Annotated in this window: 17 protein-coding genes; 13 read left to right on the top strand and 4 right to left on the bottom strand. The window is 57.6% G+C overall.

The genetic code is table 11. From position 1 onward, the window contains the following. Positions 1 to 3: 3 nt before the first annotated feature. From hisC to pheA, 9 genes are read left to right on the top strand one after another with little or no spacing between them, the layout of a single operon-like run. Complete coding sequence (gene hisC, locus VGK23_03035; protein HEY3419502.1) at positions 4 to 1,053, top strand: histidinol-phosphate transaminase; 1,050 nt, start codon at positions 4 to 6, stop codon at positions 1,051 to 1,053. After that, the gene (gene hisH / locus VGK23_03030; protein HEY3419501.1) at positions 1,047 to 1,643 is read left to right on the top strand and encodes an imidazole glycerol phosphate synthase subunit HisH; all 597 of its coding nucleotides are present in this window, start codon (positions 1,047 to 1,049) and stop codon (positions 1,641 to 1,643) included. Before hisC ends, hisH begins: the two co-directional genes overlap by 7 nt. Further along, entirely contained in the window at positions 1,640 to 2,344 is a 705-nt protein-coding gene (hisA, locus tag VGK23_03025; protein ID HEY3419500.1) for a 1-(5-phosphoribosyl)-5-[(5-phosphoribosylamino)methylideneamino]imidazole-4-carboxamide isomerase, read from the top strand. Before hisH ends, hisA begins: the two co-directional genes overlap by 4 nt. Before the next feature lies 1 nt (position 2,345). Further along, positions 2,346 to 2,900, top strand: a complete 555-nt coding sequence (locus VGK23_03020; GenBank protein ID HEY3419499.1) for an imidazoleglycerol-phosphate dehydratase — start codon at positions 2,346 to 2,348, stop codon at positions 2,898 to 2,900. 1 nt (position 2,901) lies between these two features. Beyond that, on the top strand, positions 2,902 to 3,654 hold the full coding sequence (hisF, locus tag VGK23_03015) for an imidazole glycerol phosphate synthase subunit HisF (GenBank protein ID HEY3419498.1): 753 nt from the start codon (positions 2,902 to 2,904) through the stop codon (positions 3,652 to 3,654). Continuing rightward, complete coding sequence (hisIE, locus tag VGK23_03010; protein ID HEY3419497.1) at positions 3,651 to 4,262, top strand: bifunctional phosphoribosyl-AMP cyclohydrolase/phosphoribosyl-ATP diphosphatase HisIE; 612 nt, start codon at positions 3,651 to 3,653, stop codon at positions 4,260 to 4,262. Before hisF ends, hisIE begins: the two co-directional genes overlap by 4 nt. Further along, positions 4,259 to 4,918: a histidinol phosphate phosphatase domain-containing protein gene (locus VGK23_03005; GenBank protein HEY3419496.1), complete on the top strand. Its 660-nt coding sequence runs from the start codon at positions 4,259 to 4,261 to the stop codon at positions 4,916 to 4,918. Before hisIE ends, VGK23_03005 begins: the two co-directional genes overlap by 4 nt. Before the next feature lie 5 nt (positions 4,919 to 4,923). After that, complete coding sequence (locus tag VGK23_03000; protein ID HEY3419495.1) at positions 4,924 to 6,282, top strand: aspartate kinase; 1,359 nt, start codon at positions 4,924 to 4,926, stop codon at positions 6,280 to 6,282. Between the two features lies 1 nt (position 6,283). After that, positions 6,284 to 7,129: a prephenate dehydratase gene (gene pheA, locus VGK23_02995; GenBank protein HEY3419494.1), complete on the top strand. Its 846-nt coding sequence runs from the start codon at positions 6,284 to 6,286 to the stop codon at positions 7,127 to 7,129. A gap of 112 nt (positions 7,130 to 7,241) precedes the next feature. Here pheA and VGK23_02990 read toward each other — a convergent pair whose 3' ends face one another. Continuing rightward, a complete protein-coding gene (locus VGK23_02990; protein ID HEY3419493.1) occupies positions 7,242 to 7,784 on the bottom strand; it encodes a flavin reductase family protein in 543 nt (180 codons plus the stop codon). Between the two features lie 62 nt (positions 7,785 to 7,846). Continuing rightward, positions 7,847 to 8,380, bottom strand: a complete 534-nt coding sequence (locus VGK23_02985; GenBank protein HEY3419492.1) for a flavin reductase family protein — start codon at positions 8,378 to 8,380, stop codon at positions 7,847 to 7,849. A gap of 155 nt (positions 8,381 to 8,535) precedes the next feature. On the opposite strand from VGK23_02985, the gene VGK23_02980 reads away from it, so the two are divergent. Further along, positions 8,536 to 9,321: an S-methyl-5'-thioadenosine phosphorylase gene (locus tag VGK23_02980; protein HEY3419491.1), complete on the top strand. Its 786-nt coding sequence runs from the start codon at positions 8,536 to 8,538 to the stop codon at positions 9,319 to 9,321. Between the two features lie 60 nt (positions 9,322 to 9,381). Here the strand turns inward: VGK23_02980 and VGK23_02975 are convergent, their stop codons facing one another. Next, entirely contained in the window at positions 9,382 to 11,256 is a 1,875-nt protein-coding gene (locus VGK23_02975; GenBank protein ID HEY3419490.1) for a radical SAM protein, read from the bottom strand. Between the two features lie 343 nt (positions 11,257 to 11,599). Here VGK23_02975 and VGK23_02970 point away from each other — a divergent pair, with 343 nt between their 5' ends. Beyond that, positions 11,600 to 11,818 carry a hypothetical protein gene (locus VGK23_02970; protein HEY3419489.1) on the top strand — a complete coding sequence of 73 codons (219 nt, stop codon included), beginning with the start codon at positions 11,600 to 11,602 and terminating at the stop codon, positions 11,816 to 11,818. Positions 11,819 to 11,820: 2 nt separating this feature from the next. Here VGK23_02970 and gcvH read toward each other — a convergent pair whose 3' ends face one another. Beyond that, entirely contained in the window at positions 11,821 to 12,204 is a 384-nt protein-coding gene (gene gcvH / locus VGK23_02965) for a glycine cleavage system protein GcvH (GenBank protein ID HEY3419488.1), read from the bottom strand. A 111-nt stretch (positions 12,205 to 12,315) separates the two neighbouring features. Between gcvH and hypF the strand changes: the two genes are divergently transcribed. Then, positions 12,316 to 14,499: a carbamoyltransferase HypF gene (gene hypF / locus VGK23_02960; GenBank protein ID HEY3419487.1), complete on the top strand. Its 2,184-nt coding sequence runs from the start codon at positions 12,316 to 12,318 to the stop codon at positions 14,497 to 14,499. Between the two features lie 72 nt (positions 14,500 to 14,571). Further along, a complete protein-coding gene (locus VGK23_02955; protein HEY3419486.1) occupies positions 14,572 to 15,630 on the top strand; it encodes a hypothetical protein in 1,059 nt (352 codons plus the stop codon). Positions 15,631 to 15,705: the final 75 nt, after the last annotated feature.

Genomic DNA, 15,705 nt, shown 5'->3' with positions numbered 1-15,705 from the left:
GGCATGAATAATGAATGGATCAGGTGCACCGCCCGGGGAATGACCACCTACTACAACCCCAAGGTGGAGGGCAAACTCAGGATGGACACCAGCACCAACCCGCTCGGATGTAACCCGGCGGCGAAGAAGGCCATTCTGGAATGTGCGGAAATGGACCTGGACCAGTATCCTTCCACCTACTCCGATGGTCTGCGCAACGAGCTAGCCAATTTCTATGGCCTGGAAAGGGACAACTTCATCGTGGGTAACGGTTCGGACGAGATGCTGGACATACTGTTCAAGACCTTCATGGAGCCGGGAGAGACCGTCATTACCGCCTACCCGGCATATTCGCTCCACGGATTCTTCGTGAAGATCAATGGAGGGATGGTAACCCAGATCGACCTGGACGACAATTTCCAGCTCGACGTGAACGGCATCAACTCGGCCAAGGGGAAGATGGTCATCATCTGCACGCCGAACAACCCGACATCCAATTTGCTGCGCAAGGAGGATGTAAAGGCGATTGTGGAAGGATGTGACCGGCCAGTAGTTGTCGATGAGGCCTATGGTGAGTTCGCCGGTGAATCGTTCATGCCGCTCGTGGACAAATATGAAAACCTGATCGTCACACGCACTTTCAGCAAGGCCTACGGTCTCGCCGGTATGCGAGTCGGGTATATGGCATCAAACCTGTCCATGGCCTCCGTGATGCAGACGGTCAAGATCCCATACTCGCTCAACCGTGTGTCCGAGCACGTCGCGATAGCGTCATTGAAGGACCAGAGCTATGTCCGCCAGAGCGTCGAGACCGTGAACAATGAGCGGAAGCACCTGGCAGACGGATTGTCCAAGCTCGGTTTCCATGTGTTCCCATCGGAGGCGAACTTCATCCTGTTCCGCTCACCGAAGGACTCGGCCCAGCTCGTCTCCCGCCTGGCACAGAAGGACGTACTGATCCGGGACTTCGGCAAGCTTAGAAGGCTGGAGAATTGCGTCCGCACCACCATCGGCACCAGGGAGATGAACGATGAGCTCCTGGCAAAGCTGGGAGAGGTCGTGAGGGAATGGTAAGGCTCTGCATCGCCGATTATGGCGTTGGAAACCTGCACAGCATCCGAAAGGCCCTTGAGAACTGCGGCGCGGAGGTGTATGTCGAGAGGGACATGTCCGTCCTCCTCGATGCGGAGTGCATAGTCCTGCCCGGGGTCGGCGCGTTCACAAAGACCATGGAGAGGCTGCAGCCATACCGGTCAGAGATACTCAAGGAACTGAAGGACGGAAAGCCATGCCTCGGCATCTGCATCGGTTCCCAGATCCTCTTCGGCAGCAGCGAGGAAGGGGAAGGTCCCGGACTGGGTTTCCTCGACGGCCGCGTGGTCCGTCTGAAGGCCGACCGGGTGCCCCACATGGGATGGAACTCGGTGGAATGCCAGGACAAGCTGTTCGAATCGATCTCTTCCCCGTATTTCTATTTCGCACATTCGTTCTATGGGAATGCCCAGGAGGATGTCGTGGTCGGCACCACCGATTACTACGGCAGGTTCCCGACGGTGTTCCGTAAAGGCAATACATACGGTGTCCAGTTCCATCCGGAGAAGAGCTCCTCGAACGGCCTGACGTTCCTGCGCAACTTCGTGCGCTTCGCGGAGGAATCCAAATGATCGTCATGCCGGCGGTGGACATACTGGACCACAACGTGGTACAGCTGGTGGGCGGCGTTCCCGGCACCGAGCAGGTCCTGATACCGAACCCGGTCGAGGTGGCCCAGGACTGGGTCGCGAAGGGTGCCCCCATGCTGCACGTCGTCGACCTGGACGGGGCCTTCGCCAAGGGCAACAACGTCCAGACCATCCGCCGCATGATCGCCGAATGCAAGGTCCCGGTAGAGGTCGGGGGAGGCATTCGCTCGACCGAGCTGGCGGAGTATTTGCTGGACGCGGGGGCCAAACAGGTGGTCGTGGGCACCAAGGCCATCAGGGAACCGGAATGGCTTTTCCATCTGGCGGAAAGGAACCCGAAAAGGATCGTATTGGCACTGGATGTGAAGGCGGGCAAGATAACCGTCAAAGGATGGCAGGAATCGGCCGGCATCTCCCAAGCGGACATGTTCAAACGGATCGAGGACATGCCGCTGGCAGCGGTCCTGCATACCGACGTGGACGTCGAGGGCAAGGTCCAGGGGATCAACGTGGACGAGGTGAGAACGTTCGTGGCCAGCTGCCCGCACGACGTAATCGCCTCGGGCGGCATTACCGGAATGAACGACCTTGCCGAGCTGGAAAGGATCGGTATCAGATCCGCAGTGGTCGGATTAGCGCTTTATACTGGAAAACTGAATCCTTTAGATGTATGGAGGAAGTAAGATGGTGACCAGGTCGGCGAAGCTGAATCGGCAGACGAAGGAGACCGATGTCTCCATAGAACTGAACATCGACGGGACCGGAAAGGCCTCGGTCCGCTGTGACCAACAATTCCTGAGGCACATGCTGGAGACCTTCGCCAGATACTCATCGTTCGACCTTGACGTGGCCGCCACCGGGGACAACGACCATCACCTGGTCGAGGACGTGGCCATCGTGCTCGGCCAGTCCTTGCGCGAAGCCCTGGGTGATGCCCCGGTGGAAAGGATCGCATCCGCCGTGGTGCCAATGGACGACGCCTTGGTAGAGGTCGATCTGGACATCGTTGACCGGCCGTACGCCGAGATCGATTGCCCGGATGTGCTGTACCACCATTTCCTTCGTTCGTTCGCCATGTCCTCAGGGATCACCCTGCACGTCATCGTAAAGAGGGGATTCGATGATCACCACATGGTCGAGGCGACGTTCAAGGCGCTGGGAACCGCCCTGAGACAGGCCACGACGAAACGAGCGACGGTCCTGTCCACCAAGGAGAAGCCCAAGGTCCGGAGGGGTTGATCTGCTCACCAAACGGATCATCCCTTGCCTGGATGTCAAGGACGGGAACGTCGTGAAGGGCATCAAGTTCCTCAATCTGCAGGGTGTCGGTTCGCCGCCGGACATGGCCTCCAGCTACGAGGGGCAGGGAGCGGACGAGATCGTCTTCCTGGACATCTCGGCTTCGCACGAAGGTCGCCGAACTTTGCTGGACGTGGTGGAAAGGACCGCGAACCAGCTTTTCGTCCCGCTCACGGTGGGCGGAGGCGTCAGGAGCCGGGAGGATATGCGGTCAGCGTTGAACGCCGGCGCCGACAAGGTATCGATCAACACGATCGCAGTGCAGAACCCGGAGATCATAACCCAGTGCGCGGAGGATTTCGGTTCCCAGTGCGTGGTCGTGGCCATCGACGCCAAGAGGACCGGGAACTCCTGGAACGTCTATACCCATGGCGGACGGAAGGATGTCGGGCTCGACGCCGTCGAATGGGCGGTGCGGGCGCAGCAGCTCGGGGCAGGGGAAATACTCCTCACCAGCATGGACGCGGACGGCACCAAGGACGGATACGACCTGGAGCTGACGGAGGCTGTGGCCAGCAGCGTCAACATCCCGGTCATCGCTTCGGGAGGCTGCGGCAACGTGGAGCACATCTACGAGGTGCTGACCAAGACCAAGGCAGAGGCCGCTCTGGCGGCGTCGATATTCCACTATAACGAACTGACCGTCGGCCAGGTCAAGTCGTATCTGCGCAAAAGGGGAGTGCCGGTCAGATGACGGAATTCAAGTTCAATTCAGAAGGGCTGATCCCGGTGATAGTCCAGGATGCCTACACGAACGAAGTGCTGATGCTCGCCTATGCCAACCAAGAGGCCTACGATCTGATGCTGAGCACCGGCTATACTCACTTCTGGTCCCGCTCCCGGCAGACGCTGTGGAAGAAGGGAGAGACCTCGGGGCATTTGCAGAAGATATTGGCAATGCAGCTTGACTGCGATGCCGATACGCTGTTGGTCAGGGTGGGGCAGGAAGGCGTCGCATGCCATCTGGACCGGCCGTCCTGCTTCGAGGACGTACTCTACGGAGACCTGGCCGGGACCATGAACGTCATCCCGGAACTGAAGCGGGTGATCGCCGAACGGAAGAAGGAACCGAACCCGGATTCGTATACCAGCAAACTGCTGGCCGATGAGGACAAACGGCTGAAGAAGGTCGTCGAGGAGGCGGGCGAGGTGATACTGGCATTCAAAGGTCATGATCACAAGGCGGCAGCCTGGGAGGTATCTGACCTGATATACCATCTGATGGTGGTGCTGGAAGCGGCGGACATGCCGCCAGGCGACATCTACCGCATGCTGGCGGAACGGAGGGGGCACAAGAAATGAGGATCGATCTGCACATGCATACGCTGCTCTCCGACGGGGAGCTGCTGCCCATCGAGCTGGCCAGGAGATGCGCGGTAAAGGGCCACAAGGCGATCGCCTTCACGGACCACGTGGCGCTCTCGACGCTGGACCGGGTGCTGGACGAGGCGTCGAAGGACATCCCCCTGGCAAAGGAGTGGAACCTGGAAGTGCTCAACGGGGTGGAGATAACCCATGTCCCGGCCAAGAAGATCGACATGGTCGTTTCCAAGGCGCGCAAACTGGGCGCCCAGATCGTGGTCATTCATGGGGAGACGATATCCGAACCGGTGGAGAAGGGCACCAACCTGGCCGCGGTCAGCAACCCGGAGATCGATATCCTGGCCCATCCCGGGTTCATCACCGTGGAGGAAGCGGAGCTGGCCAAGAGGAACGGCGTGGCTTTGGAGATAACCTCGCGCTCATCGCACAACAAGACGAACGGCCATGTGGCCAGGATCGCCCGCCAGGTGGGCGCCAAGATGGTCCTGGACACGGACACCCATTCTCCCGGGGACATCATCGACGAGCAGACCGCCATGATCATCGCCCGGGCGGCTGGCCTCACCGAAGAGGAGGCGCATCGCGCCTGCTATGAGACGCCGGAAGAGATCGTGAAGAGGAGGAGCATATATTGAAGGTCATGAAGTTCGGCGGGAGCTCGCTCACCACCGGCGAATCGATGCTCCGCATAGGTGAGATAATCGCCTCGGAGAAGGAGGACAAGGTCATAGTGGTCTCGGCCGTCAGCGGCATAACGGAGTCGCTCATCCAGTTCATCGCCCAGACCAAGGGCGAGAACGAGGTTATCGGTTTCATCGAGAAACTGACGGAGATTCACTTCAAGCTCATCTCCGACGCCGTCTCGGACCAGCGTCTGCGGGAGGATGCCATGCTCCGGATCAGCGAGAAACTGGTCAGGCTGGAACGGATGCTCTACGGCATCTCCTACCTGGAGGAGGTCACCCCCAGGACCAAGGATTTCGTCCAATGCTACGGGGAGAGGCTCTCGGCCATCGTCGTATCGGCCATGCTCCAGGACCATGGAGTGGATGCGCTGCCGCAGGACGCGGACGAGCTCGGCATCATAACCGACGGCGTCTACGGTTCGGCGATCGCGGACCTGGAAAAGACCCAGGAGAACATCAGGGACAAGATACTGATAATGTTTGGATCGCACCAGGTCCCGGTGGTGACCGGATTCTTCGGTAAGGCTCCGGACGGTTCGGTCACGGTGTTCGGCAGGAACGGTTCAGACTATTCGGCCGCCGCCATCGCCAACGCCATCGGCGCCGACACCCTGGAGATCTGGAAGGATGTGGACGGGTTCATGTCGGTGGACCCGAAGATCGTGCCCAAGGCGATACCGATCCCCCAGCTCTCGTATGAAGAGGCGGCGGAGCTGGCCTATTTCGGGGCCAAGGTCCTGCATCCCATGACGGTGGTGCCGGCACGGGCCAAGGACATAGTCATCAAGCTCAAGAACGTATACCGACCGGATCTGCCTGGTACCTCGGTCTCCAAGAGCACGCCGGAGGATGAGGCGGTCATCAAGTCGATCTCCTGCATGAAGAACCTGGGCTTGGTGAAGATCTTCGCCGAGGACACCGGCTACCGGTCCGGCTTCCTTTCACAGCTGGGACGCCGGCTCAACGAGGCGGACGTGAACATCCTGTCGGTCGCGACCTCGCTCACGTGCGTCGCCATGCTGGTGGACAGGAACGACCTGGGCGCCGCCCGGATCGCCCTGGAATCGGAAAAGCAGTCCGGGATCGCCAGGATCGAGACCTCCGACGACATCGCGTTGGTATGCCTGGTCGGAGAGGGGATCGGATACACAAGAGGTGTCGCTTCCCGGGCGTTCAACGCCGTGGCCGCCGAGGGTATCAACATAGGGCTGATCTCCGCCGGCGCTTCGCTCGTCGCCTATCATTTCACGGTCAACAAGGACGACCTGGAGGTCGCCACCAAGGCCATCCACAAAGAGTTCTTCGGGTGTTGATATGAGCGAACGACACAGCGTGACCAGGGTGGCGTTCCAGGGAGTCAAAGGGGCATACAGCGAGGATGCGGCATACTCGTATTTCGGCGAAGAGGTGGAAACGCTCCCCTGCCAGGAGTTCACGGATCTGCTCGAGGCGGTCGACCGGGGAAAGGCCACCCATGGCGTGCTCCCGGTGGAGAACAGCATCGAGGGAAGCGTCACGCTGGCGAACGACCTGCTTCTGGAGAGCGATCTGACCGTGATCGGCGAGATCCTGCTGCCCATAAGGCACTGCCTCATCGGCCAGCCGGACGCGGAGCTGGAGGACATCAAGAAGGTCTACAGCCACCCACAGGCGCTGGGCCAGTCGAGGAACTTTCTCCTGGAGCATCCGGAGTGGGAGAAGATCCCCTCCTTCGACACGGCCGGCAGCGTGCTCATGATCAAGCAGCGCGGACTGATCGAGGAGGCGGCCGTTGCCAGCAAGCGGGCGGCCGAATTCTATGGGATGAAGGTCCTGCGGGAAGGCATCCAGAACAGCAACAAGAACTGCACCCGGTTCTTTGTCCTGGAGAAGGACCCTAAGACCGACAACCCCGGTGACAAGACCGCCCTGGCGTTCACCACCAAGCATGTGCCCGGTGCATTGTACAAGTGTCTGGGGGCGTTCGCCGAGCACGGCGTCAACATCACCAAGCTGGAGTCCCGGCCCCGGAGGGAACATCCTTGGGAATACGTCTTCTACGTGGACATCGATGGCAGCGTCGATGATGCCAGCGTCAGCAAGGCCCTGATCGACCTGGTGCGCAAGGCATCGTTCGTCAAGGTGTTCGGATCATTTCCCAGGGCTAAGCTGCCGGAGTAGGCCTTAGCCTTCGCACATTTCATGTTCGTGGAACGGCCTGAGGCAACCTCCCGAGGACGCGGACCGCTTAGGATATGGATGATAAAAAAGGTACTGTCCTTTAGGGCCGGTTTCAGAGCTTACGCAGGACCTTGCTGGAGGTGCTGAACTCCCCGTCCCAGAACAAGAGAGCGTTGGACCGATCGTAGTCCTTCGTTACGTCCGTGTGCACGATCTCGCCCACATACCAGGTGTGATCGCCCTTCTCGAAGGACTCGCGCTTCTTCACCTCGATGTTGATGAGGCACTCCTCGATCTTCGGTGACTTGATCCTCTTGCCCGGAACGGCCGTCAAGCCGGCCTCCTTAAACTTGTCCATGTTCTTCCCTGACTTGGTCCCGCAGAGGATCACCTGGTCGATCAGGTCCTTGCCAGGAATGTTGACAGAGAAGTCTGGACATTCCTCCAGCAGTTTGTAAGATTGCCTAGAGGTCAGAACCGCGATGCCTATCAGCGGCGGTTTCTGTGAGAAGAGGTTGAACATGCCCACGGAGATGATGTTCTTCTCCTTGCCTTCCTTGTCCCCCACCGCCACCAACACGACCGGTGCCGGCGGCAGCAGCTGCACCGAGGCCATGTTATCGGTGTCTATCTTATCATCTTGAAAAGCTCCCATTGTTCTCACCTGTGAACAATGATTGAAGGAGTCATGCTAAATATGTTTGGCAGTTCGGACCATCAGCGTCGTCTTATCACGTCGCCGATCAACCGGAACTCGCCCGACCAATACAGCAAAGCCCTGTCCCGGTCGGCGCAAGACTCCATCTCAGCGTGGACAACCTCGCCCAGGAACCAAACGTGGTCTCCCGCCTCCACCTTCTGCGTCTTCTTCAGCTCGAGATTGACCATGCACTCATCGAGCACTGGGGAGTCGATCTTGGTGCCCTTCCGACAGCCGAGACCACACTCCTCGAACTTGTCCACTTCCCGGCCGGATTTGTTACCGCAATACAACACCTCTTCCACGAGCTCCTTGCATGGGATGTTGATGGAGAAGTCGGGGTATTTTTCCATGAGGGAATAAGTGTGCCGCGAAGGCGAAACGCCTACTCCGAGAACGGGAGGGTTGAAAGAGAACATATGGACCAAAGCTACGGTCATGACGTTCCTTTCCCCGCCCTCTTGACCATCCCCCACGGCCACGAGCACGACAGGGAATGCCGGAAACGCCCTGCACGCCCAAATTGGATTCACTTCAGACTTAGGCCCCATGTTATTCCTTGAGGCAACAGTGCAACGGACGGAAAATAAGCCTTTCGTATTCCTTTCCGGAAAAACGAACGATAATTTGCCTGAATAGACAATCGTTAACCATCATCGGAAGCCGACGGTTCTTTATCCGAAAAAACGTTCCAGGTTCGATCATAATGCAGGCCAAGATCGGTATCATCGGCGGCACCGGGGTATACGACCCCAAGATGTTCAAGCTAAAAGAGACCGTGAGACCTTTCACCCCATATGGAGCGACCTCCGACGAGATCCTCATCGGCGACCTCTATGGAGTGGAAGTGGCTTTCCTGCCGCGGCATGGGAAGGGGCACATCTACCCCCCGCATAAGGTGAACTATAGGGCCAACATCTGGGCCTTGAAGCAGCTCGGGGTCGAAAGGATCGTTTCCCCCTGCGCGGTCGGGTCGCTCCAGGAAGAGTTCAAACCGGGGGAGATCGTGGTCGTGGACCAGTTCATAGACTTCACCAAGACCAGGGAGTACACCTTCTTCGACGAGGGCAAGACCGTCCACGTCAGCATGGCCGACCCGTTCTGCCCGGAGATGAACGACCTGTTCGTCAAGGCGGCCAAGAAGGCCAAGATCCCGGTCCACGCCGGCGGCACCTATGTATGCGTGGAAGGTCCCCGGTTCTCCACCAGGGCGGAGAGCACCATGTTCCGGGCCTTCGCCGACATAATCGGCATGACCGTGGTCCCGGAATGCCAGCTGGCCCGTGAGATGGAGATGTGCTATACCAGTCTGGCCATGATCACCGACTTCGATGTTTGGGCCGACGAACCGGTCGACACCAAGACCATCCTGAAGACCATGGCGGACAACATGGACAAGGTGCAGCTCCTGCTCAAGAACGTATTGCCGAAGATACCGGAGCTGCGCAGGAAGTGCAAATGCGCCGATATCTTGAAAGAGGCAGGGGCCTGAGCCCCGCCTCATTCTTCCATTTTTCGATAGAACGGTCTGCGCGATGACGGATCGAAGGGGTTAACCTTCGGTCACATTGATGGAATGTTTTCCGGAGACCTTTCGGTCGATGCTTCTCACGTAGCCCACGACCATCTCGAGACCTCCGGCAACGATCAGCCGGATCATTGTCGGCTGTTTCCTGATCCCTTTGTTCGAAACCAGCATCTTCCCCAGAATCGCGACGCTCTCAACCAGGTCCACACTGCCGCTCTTGCTGAAATTGAAATCATCCAGCTCCAGATCTACGTTCACAGTGCTCTGGTCGGATCTTCCCGGTATGACCTGGATATACTCCACCTTGTTCTGGGCGGTCTTGAGTATCCAGCTTGTGACCGCCTCTCCATTGCTCTTCACTGTGAGCTGCACCCTCTGATCTCCCAATAGCCGCAGCAGCACGGGCATTTCGATGATATTATGCACGCCCACTTCCCTGGTATATCTCTCGACGCCGGGGTCCGCGGACGCCTCGATGACAGACATGACGTGCTTCCCCAGGTTCTTGGTCTGCAGCTGCGAACCCATCCTCAGCGAGAAGTCCAGCTCTCCCATCTTGTCCATAACGAACTTTACCAGGGGCCTCTTGGAATTGGACCTTATCATGTGCATCCGCTCCTTTTCGATGAACATGTCCACCGTCCAGAACCTAGCCATGCATATCGAGGCCAGCTCTTCCGTCCGTTCGCTGGAGAGGTGTTCGGACCGGAATATGGAGTGCATCTCGTCGTAGCGATTCCAATCGGTCTCGAATATCAGACCTTGGGCATCCAGATCCTCATGGAACTTCGTACCTGGAAATGGAGTGGCAATGCCGTAGGCTGTGCTGGTGAGCCCTATCTTCTTGGCATAGGCCGGGAAACTCAGGATCTGTTCTTCGGTCTGACCAGGAAGGCCGATGACGAAGGTCCCACCTGCGTTGCCTCCGAATTTCTTGATGTTGTTGACCGCCGTCACGTGCACGTCAATGCTCATTCCCTTCGCTGTTGACCGGATATCCTCTTGGTTAGGGCTTTCGATGCCCATTTCGAAACCCTCGATCCCGACCGCGATCATTTTCCTAACGATCTCGGGGTGTTTGGCCACCGAGTCGGCCCGCACCTTAACGCCAAAGCGGATGTCAAGATGATGCGGCGCCAGAAGATCACAGAACCGCTCCACCAGCTCCGGCTTGCCCATGAAATGAGGGTCGGTTATATCAATGGCGAGTGGCCTGTTGTTATGGAACGAGACGATCTCCAGGATCTCCTTCATCACGTTCTCGGGCGAACGGTAACGTTGATGGCTCTTGCTCATTGTCGGTTCACAGCAGAAGGTGCACCTGCCCCAGCAGCCCCTGGACGTTGTCAACACATCGAAGTCGCGGTCCCGCATCAATCTCGTTCCGTATGTGTGCTTTCTCAGATGCCGGGCCGGAAACTGAAGGGTGTCCAGGTCCTCGATGAACTTCCTGTCAGGATTGTGGACGATCTTGTCGCCCTCCCGGTACGACACGCCCTTGACGCCCTGAGGCCCCCCTTTCTGGACCAGCTCACGAATTGTCATCTCACCTTCACCACGGACAATCATGTCCACCTGGTGATGCGATAGCAGCTCATCGGGGATCGCCGTAGGATGATATCCGCCCATCAGGGTGGCGGCCGCATGGTCCTTGGCCATTTGGGCGATCTCCAGACCTTCGCTGTGCTCCGTCGCCGACATCGTTATGCCGACCAGGTCAGGCTTTATGTCCCTCAACGATTCGGTAACGACTTCCGAATAAGGCCTGCCATCCATCTCCAGGTCCAATATGACCACTTCATCAACTATATCCTCCAATGAAGCGGCGATGTACTCCAGCCCGGTGGGGATCAGGTCAAATGCGTAGGAGAGGCCGTGCCTTCCAGAGGGTTTAATCAACAATACTCTTCTAAATGACATTTATCTGCTCTTCCTACCATTTTCCATAATGGCCACTGTTCATGCTTCACCGATAACGAATTGTAACGGACATTCTCTCAGGGAAAAATTGTCCATAACCTTCCGGACCGTTCCGGTCCTGATATCTGTTCCATATAGAGTCCGTAATCTATTATGCATGAGCTGACTGAAATAATATTTATATCGATTGAAAGAGGAGTTATAAATCGGTATCTATCAAAGGCCCGTCGGGGCATTACGATGATTACCGTCCCATCCATATGATGGCTACATTATGAAAGGAATGGAGAACGTTGATTATATCCCAGGCCGATGTCCCGCTATGTCGTGCTATCTCAGGCATCTCGACGATGTCGTCATCGCGGCGGGCGTCAAATTGAGACCGGACAACAGAAAAGAGGTGGACCTGACGATCAAGGAACTGCTCGGACTCGATGACTGCCCAGATGTATGGAAAGAAGTGAAGAAGAGATTGGCCGCCGACGAGCACGGCTTCATCAACGACCTGCACGATGTCTTTTTGCTGAAAGGGATGATCTGAGCTCACTCGTTCAGGAACTTCTTGTAGCTCGGCGCGTCCAGGAGCTTCAGTACATCGCCCGGCGAATCCATTTGGACCACGGCGATCCACCCTTCATCGTATGGGGACTTGTTGATCACCTGGGGATTGTCCTCCAAGGGAGAATTGGCCTCGACCACTGTGCCGCTGACCGGACTGATGACATCGGCCGTGTTCTTCACGCTCTCAACGATACCCAGAACCTCGCCGGCCTTCACCTTGTCTCCGACCTTCGGCAACTGGATGAACGCCAGGTCATTGAGCTCGTGCTGGGCATGATCGGATATGCCGATACGGGCGTTTCCGCCCTCGACCTTTACCCACTCGTGGTCCTTGGAATAATACAGTCCGGTCCTGATGTCGCTCATTTCTGATCCCCTTGTCCTGCGGAATCGGTGTCACCAGTATATTACTTTGCCCGGTAGGGGATGACCTATTTACAAATACGTTAAATAATTCCCAGATGTTCGAATCCATCGATGCGAATCACCGTCCGCGGCATTGTCCAGGGAGTAGGCTTCCGGCCAACGGTCCACCGGGTAGCCACACAGTTGGGAATGCACGGATATGTTCAGAACAACGGCTCGAACGTGGTCATCGAGGTGGACGGGGATTCGGAACTCTTTGTTACGGAGTTGCGCAAGGCATTGCCCCCTCTGGCCCGGTTGGATAGCTTCGAGATTTCCGAAGGCATGCCCGTGGATGATCTCGTGGACATGGGCTTCCGGATAGTCAAGAGTTCCAGCGGCCAGAAGGGCGTGGGCATCCCCAATGACACTGCTCTCTGCGGGAATTGCAGGAAGGAGATGTTTGACCCGACCGATCGGCGTTATCTATATCCTTTCACCAACTGCACCGATTGCGGCGCTCGATTTTCGATCATAAAGGACCTTCCGTACGACAGGGAGCTGACTTCGATGGCCAGATTCCAGATGTGCCCCGACTGTCTCCGGGAGTATGATGATCCAAAGGCCAGGAGGTTCCACCATCAGACCATTTCCTGCCCGGCATGCGGCCCGAGGTTCCGTCTTCTCGACGGTGAGGGCAGACCGATCGAAGGTGAGCCTATCTCGACATTCGCCATACAACTTGAAAAGGGATTCATTGGCGTGGTAAAGGGTTGGGGCGGCATGCACCTCTGCTGCACCTTGTCGACACTTCCCAGGATGAGGCAATGGTACCGGCGCCGCCAGAAACCATTTGCGATCATGGTCCGGGATATGGACGCAGTCAGAAGGTATGCTGCGCCGGACGGTCATGAGGAAGAGCTGTTGCTGTCCCCCCACCGTCCGATCGTGCTGTTGCCCAAAACAGATTCCGACCTCACAGAACTGGTGGCGCCGGGGTTAGGCAACATCGGGGTGTTCCTGCCCTACACCGAGATGCAGCATATCCTGTTCTCGGAATTGAAGGATGACGCCCTGGTCATGACCTCGGCCAACGTCCCGGGAGAACCGATGGTCCTGCGGGACGAGGACGCAATGGCGCTGGGAGCGGAATGCTACCTTTTCCACGACCGGGAGATCGTGAACCGATGCGATGACTCGGTGGTGCGCAGCTTCGAGAACGGCACTTTCTTTATCCGCAAATCGAGGGGGCACATCCCGGTCGCGGTCGATTTCCCGTTCGACGGGACGGCGGTCGGTCTGGGGGCGCAGGAGAGCATAGCCGGCGCACTGGTCACCGGGAAGAGACTGTATGCCACCCAGTATATCGGGGACGCCAGCTCGGCCGGAGTGCTCGAGTTCCTGGAGTCCGGGCTTGCATACCAGAGGAGACTCCTCGGAGCAGAGACCATAGAGGCGATCGGCATCGACCTGCACCCAGGATATTCGACCCGGAGACTTGGAAAACGCCTCGCCGAGGGATCGGACGTCAGACTAGTGGAGGTCCAGCACCATTGGGCCCACGCCTCCGCCCTCATGGTGGACCGGCGCATCGATGAAGCGGTGGTCCTCACCCTGGACGGCACCGGTTATGGAGAGGACGGAAACGCTTGGGGCGGCGAGGTCCTGCACTCCCGGTTCGACTCCTACCGCAGGGTGGGCCACCTGCAGGAGATACCGCTCCTCGGTGGTGAGAAGGCGGTGTACGATGTCAAACGCCTGGTCTTCGCTGTCCGCGAATCTCTGGGACTGGATGGCGGGTATTTCACCGACGTGGACTCGGCTTTGCTCCGGAAACTGATGACCAAGAGCCCGATGACCACCAGCATGGGAAGGGTCATGGACGCCCTGTCCTGCTACCTCGGGATATGCCAGTACCGCTCCTATGATGGGGAGCCGGCCATGAAGCTGGAGAGGTGGCTGGAAAAGGGCGAACCCACCATAGAGCTGGCCGCGGAGGTCAAGAACGGAGTGGTGCAGACCATACCGCTGTTCGCCCAGCTTTTCGAGTCCGAGGGTAAGAAGGAGGATCTGGCAATCAGTTTCGTCAAGGCCATGCTGGAGTCCATGGTGGATATCGCATGCCTGGAGGCCGAGGATGAAGGCCTTACGTCGATCGGACTCACTGGAGGAGTCTCGTACAACGCCACTGTCTGCCGTTTGACCAAGGAGATCGCCCGCTCCAAAGGGTTCGAGTTGCTGCTGCCCGATCAGCTTCCCAACGGCGATGAATGCATATCTGCCGGCCAATGTGCGGTCGCGCTATCACGGCGTTAGGATACTGGCCATTTGTTTAGAATTCAGTGGCACTGCAAACGATTAAGGATGTGAATCGTGATAATGGATGATATGTCCAACTCGAGGCGGACCCTTGTGATCATGCTCGACGGAGCGACCGACGACAAGGTGCCGGCACTTGATTACAAGACCCCTCTCCAGGTCTCCACGATGAAGTTCATCAATTCGGTCGCTTCGAGCGGCGAGTTGGGATGCACGGACGCGCGGGAATACACCCATTTCTTCCTTCTGCAGCTGTTCTCCGGCAAGCCGCTCGATGTGCCCCGGGGAGTGATCGAGGCCTTCGGACTGGGACTTCCACTGGATGCGTCGAGGATCGCATATCGTATGACACCGGCCAAGATCGTCAACGGAAGAGTGGAATGGTACTACAAGGTGTCCTGTGCGGACGAGATCGAGCTGCAGAAAGCGGTCCTGAAAAGCAAGAAGCACATCTCCGGGATGAAACCGAGCATCCTGTTCTACCAAGGGGGCAAGGCGGTGATGACCGTGGAGAGCAACCGAATTTTGGACCTGCCCAAGCCGCCGAGCCCGGCGGACGTCATGCCGGAGGACCTTTACGAGTTCGAGGAATTCGCTGAGTCCGTGGCGATGCACACTGGCGGCATAACCATGCTGCCCTGGGGCGGGGGCTTCGGAAAGCTGGCTGAAGAGGCAAGGGCCAGCAGCAGGAAGGTCCCGCCGATGACCATAATCTCCAAGAGCCCCTCGGCTCTGGGAGTGGCCGCTTTCCTGGGCATCAGATCGAAACGTGTCTCGGATTTCAAACATGGCATCAAGGAAGCCGCTTCATTGATCAAAAAAGAGGATGTGTTCCTGCATGTCGAGGAGACCGACGATATATCCCATAAACGCGCCCCGAGAGAAAAAGTGGAATTGCTGGAGGCGGTCGATAAGGAGCTCATGCGCAATGCAAAATCGTTCTCCAACTGCCGCATCGCCGTCATCGTGGACCATGGGTGTTCTTCGGTCACCGGGGAACACATCGTGATGAAGGTTCCATACGCCATCACCGACCACCTAGTCACTTCGGCCGAGGGAAAGCGGTTCTGCGAACAGGAATCCAAGTGCATCCAGCTCGGCGACCTGTTGCCGAAGATATTCATCTAGAAAGCGATCTGTGACTGTATCCGCACATGATTTTCTCTTCGAAAAAGCATTAAATAGTCTATTTCTCATACATTG

The sequence above is a fragment of the Methanomassiliicoccales archaeon genome, from assembly GCA_036504055.1.
In the GTDB taxonomy this organism is placed as follows: Archaea; Thermoplasmatota; Thermoplasmata; order Methanomassiliicoccales; family UBA472; genus DASXVU01.
Note: the sequence above shows the minus strand (reverse complement) of the source record. Positions and strands in the feature narration are given on the sequence as shown.

What these genes read in the sequence shown, in the direction of transcription:
- hisC (HEY3419502.1), top strand. Translation starts at nt 4, where the DNA reads ATGAATAATGAATGGATCAGGTGCACCGCCCGGGGAATGACCACCTAC.
- hisH (HEY3419501.1), top strand. Translation starts at nt 1,047, where the DNA reads ATGGTAAGGCTCTGCATCGCCGATTATGGCGTTGGAAACCTGCACAGC.
- hisA (HEY3419500.1), top strand. Translation starts at nt 1,640, where the DNA reads ATGATCGTCATGCCGGCGGTGGACATACTGGACCACAACGTGGTACAG.
- VGK23_03020 (HEY3419499.1), top strand. Translation starts at nt 2,346, where the DNA reads ATGGTGACCAGGTCGGCGAAGCTGAATCGGCAGACGAAGGAGACCGAT.
- hisIE (HEY3419497.1), top strand. Translation starts at nt 3,651, where the DNA reads ATGACGGAATTCAAGTTCAATTCAGAAGGGCTGATCCCGGTGATAGTC.
- VGK23_03005 (HEY3419496.1), top strand. Translation starts at nt 4,259, where the DNA reads ATGAGGATCGATCTGCACATGCATACGCTGCTCTCCGACGGGGAGCTG.
- VGK23_03000 (HEY3419495.1), top strand. Translation starts at nt 4,924, where the DNA reads ATGAAGTTCGGCGGGAGCTCGCTCACCACCGGCGAATCGATGCTCCGC.
- pheA (HEY3419494.1), top strand. Translation starts at nt 6,284, where the DNA reads ATGAGCGAACGACACAGCGTGACCAGGGTGGCGTTCCAGGGAGTCAAA.
- VGK23_02990 (HEY3419493.1), bottom strand. Translation starts at nt 7,784, where the DNA reads ATGGGAGCTTTTCAAGATGATAAGATAGACACCGATAACATGGCCTCG.
- VGK23_02985 (HEY3419492.1), bottom strand. Translation starts at nt 8,380, where the DNA reads ATGGGGCCTAAGTCTGAAGTGAATCCAATTTGGGCGTGCAGGGCGTTT.
- VGK23_02980 (HEY3419491.1), top strand. Translation starts at nt 8,536, where the DNA reads ATGCAGGCCAAGATCGGTATCATCGGCGGCACCGGGGTATACGACCCC.
- VGK23_02970 (HEY3419489.1), top strand. Translation starts at nt 11,600, where the DNA reads ATGTCGTGCTATCTCAGGCATCTCGACGATGTCGTCATCGCGGCGGGC.
- gcvH (HEY3419488.1), bottom strand. Translation starts at nt 12,204, where the DNA reads ATGAGCGACATCAGGACCGGACTGTATTATTCCAAGGACCACGAGTGG.
- hypF (HEY3419487.1), top strand. Translation starts at nt 12,316, where the DNA reads ATGCGAATCACCGTCCGCGGCATTGTCCAGGGAGTAGGCTTCCGGCCA.
- VGK23_02955 (HEY3419486.1), top strand. Translation starts at nt 14,572, where the DNA reads ATGTCCAACTCGAGGCGGACCCTTGTGATCATGCTCGACGGAGCGACC.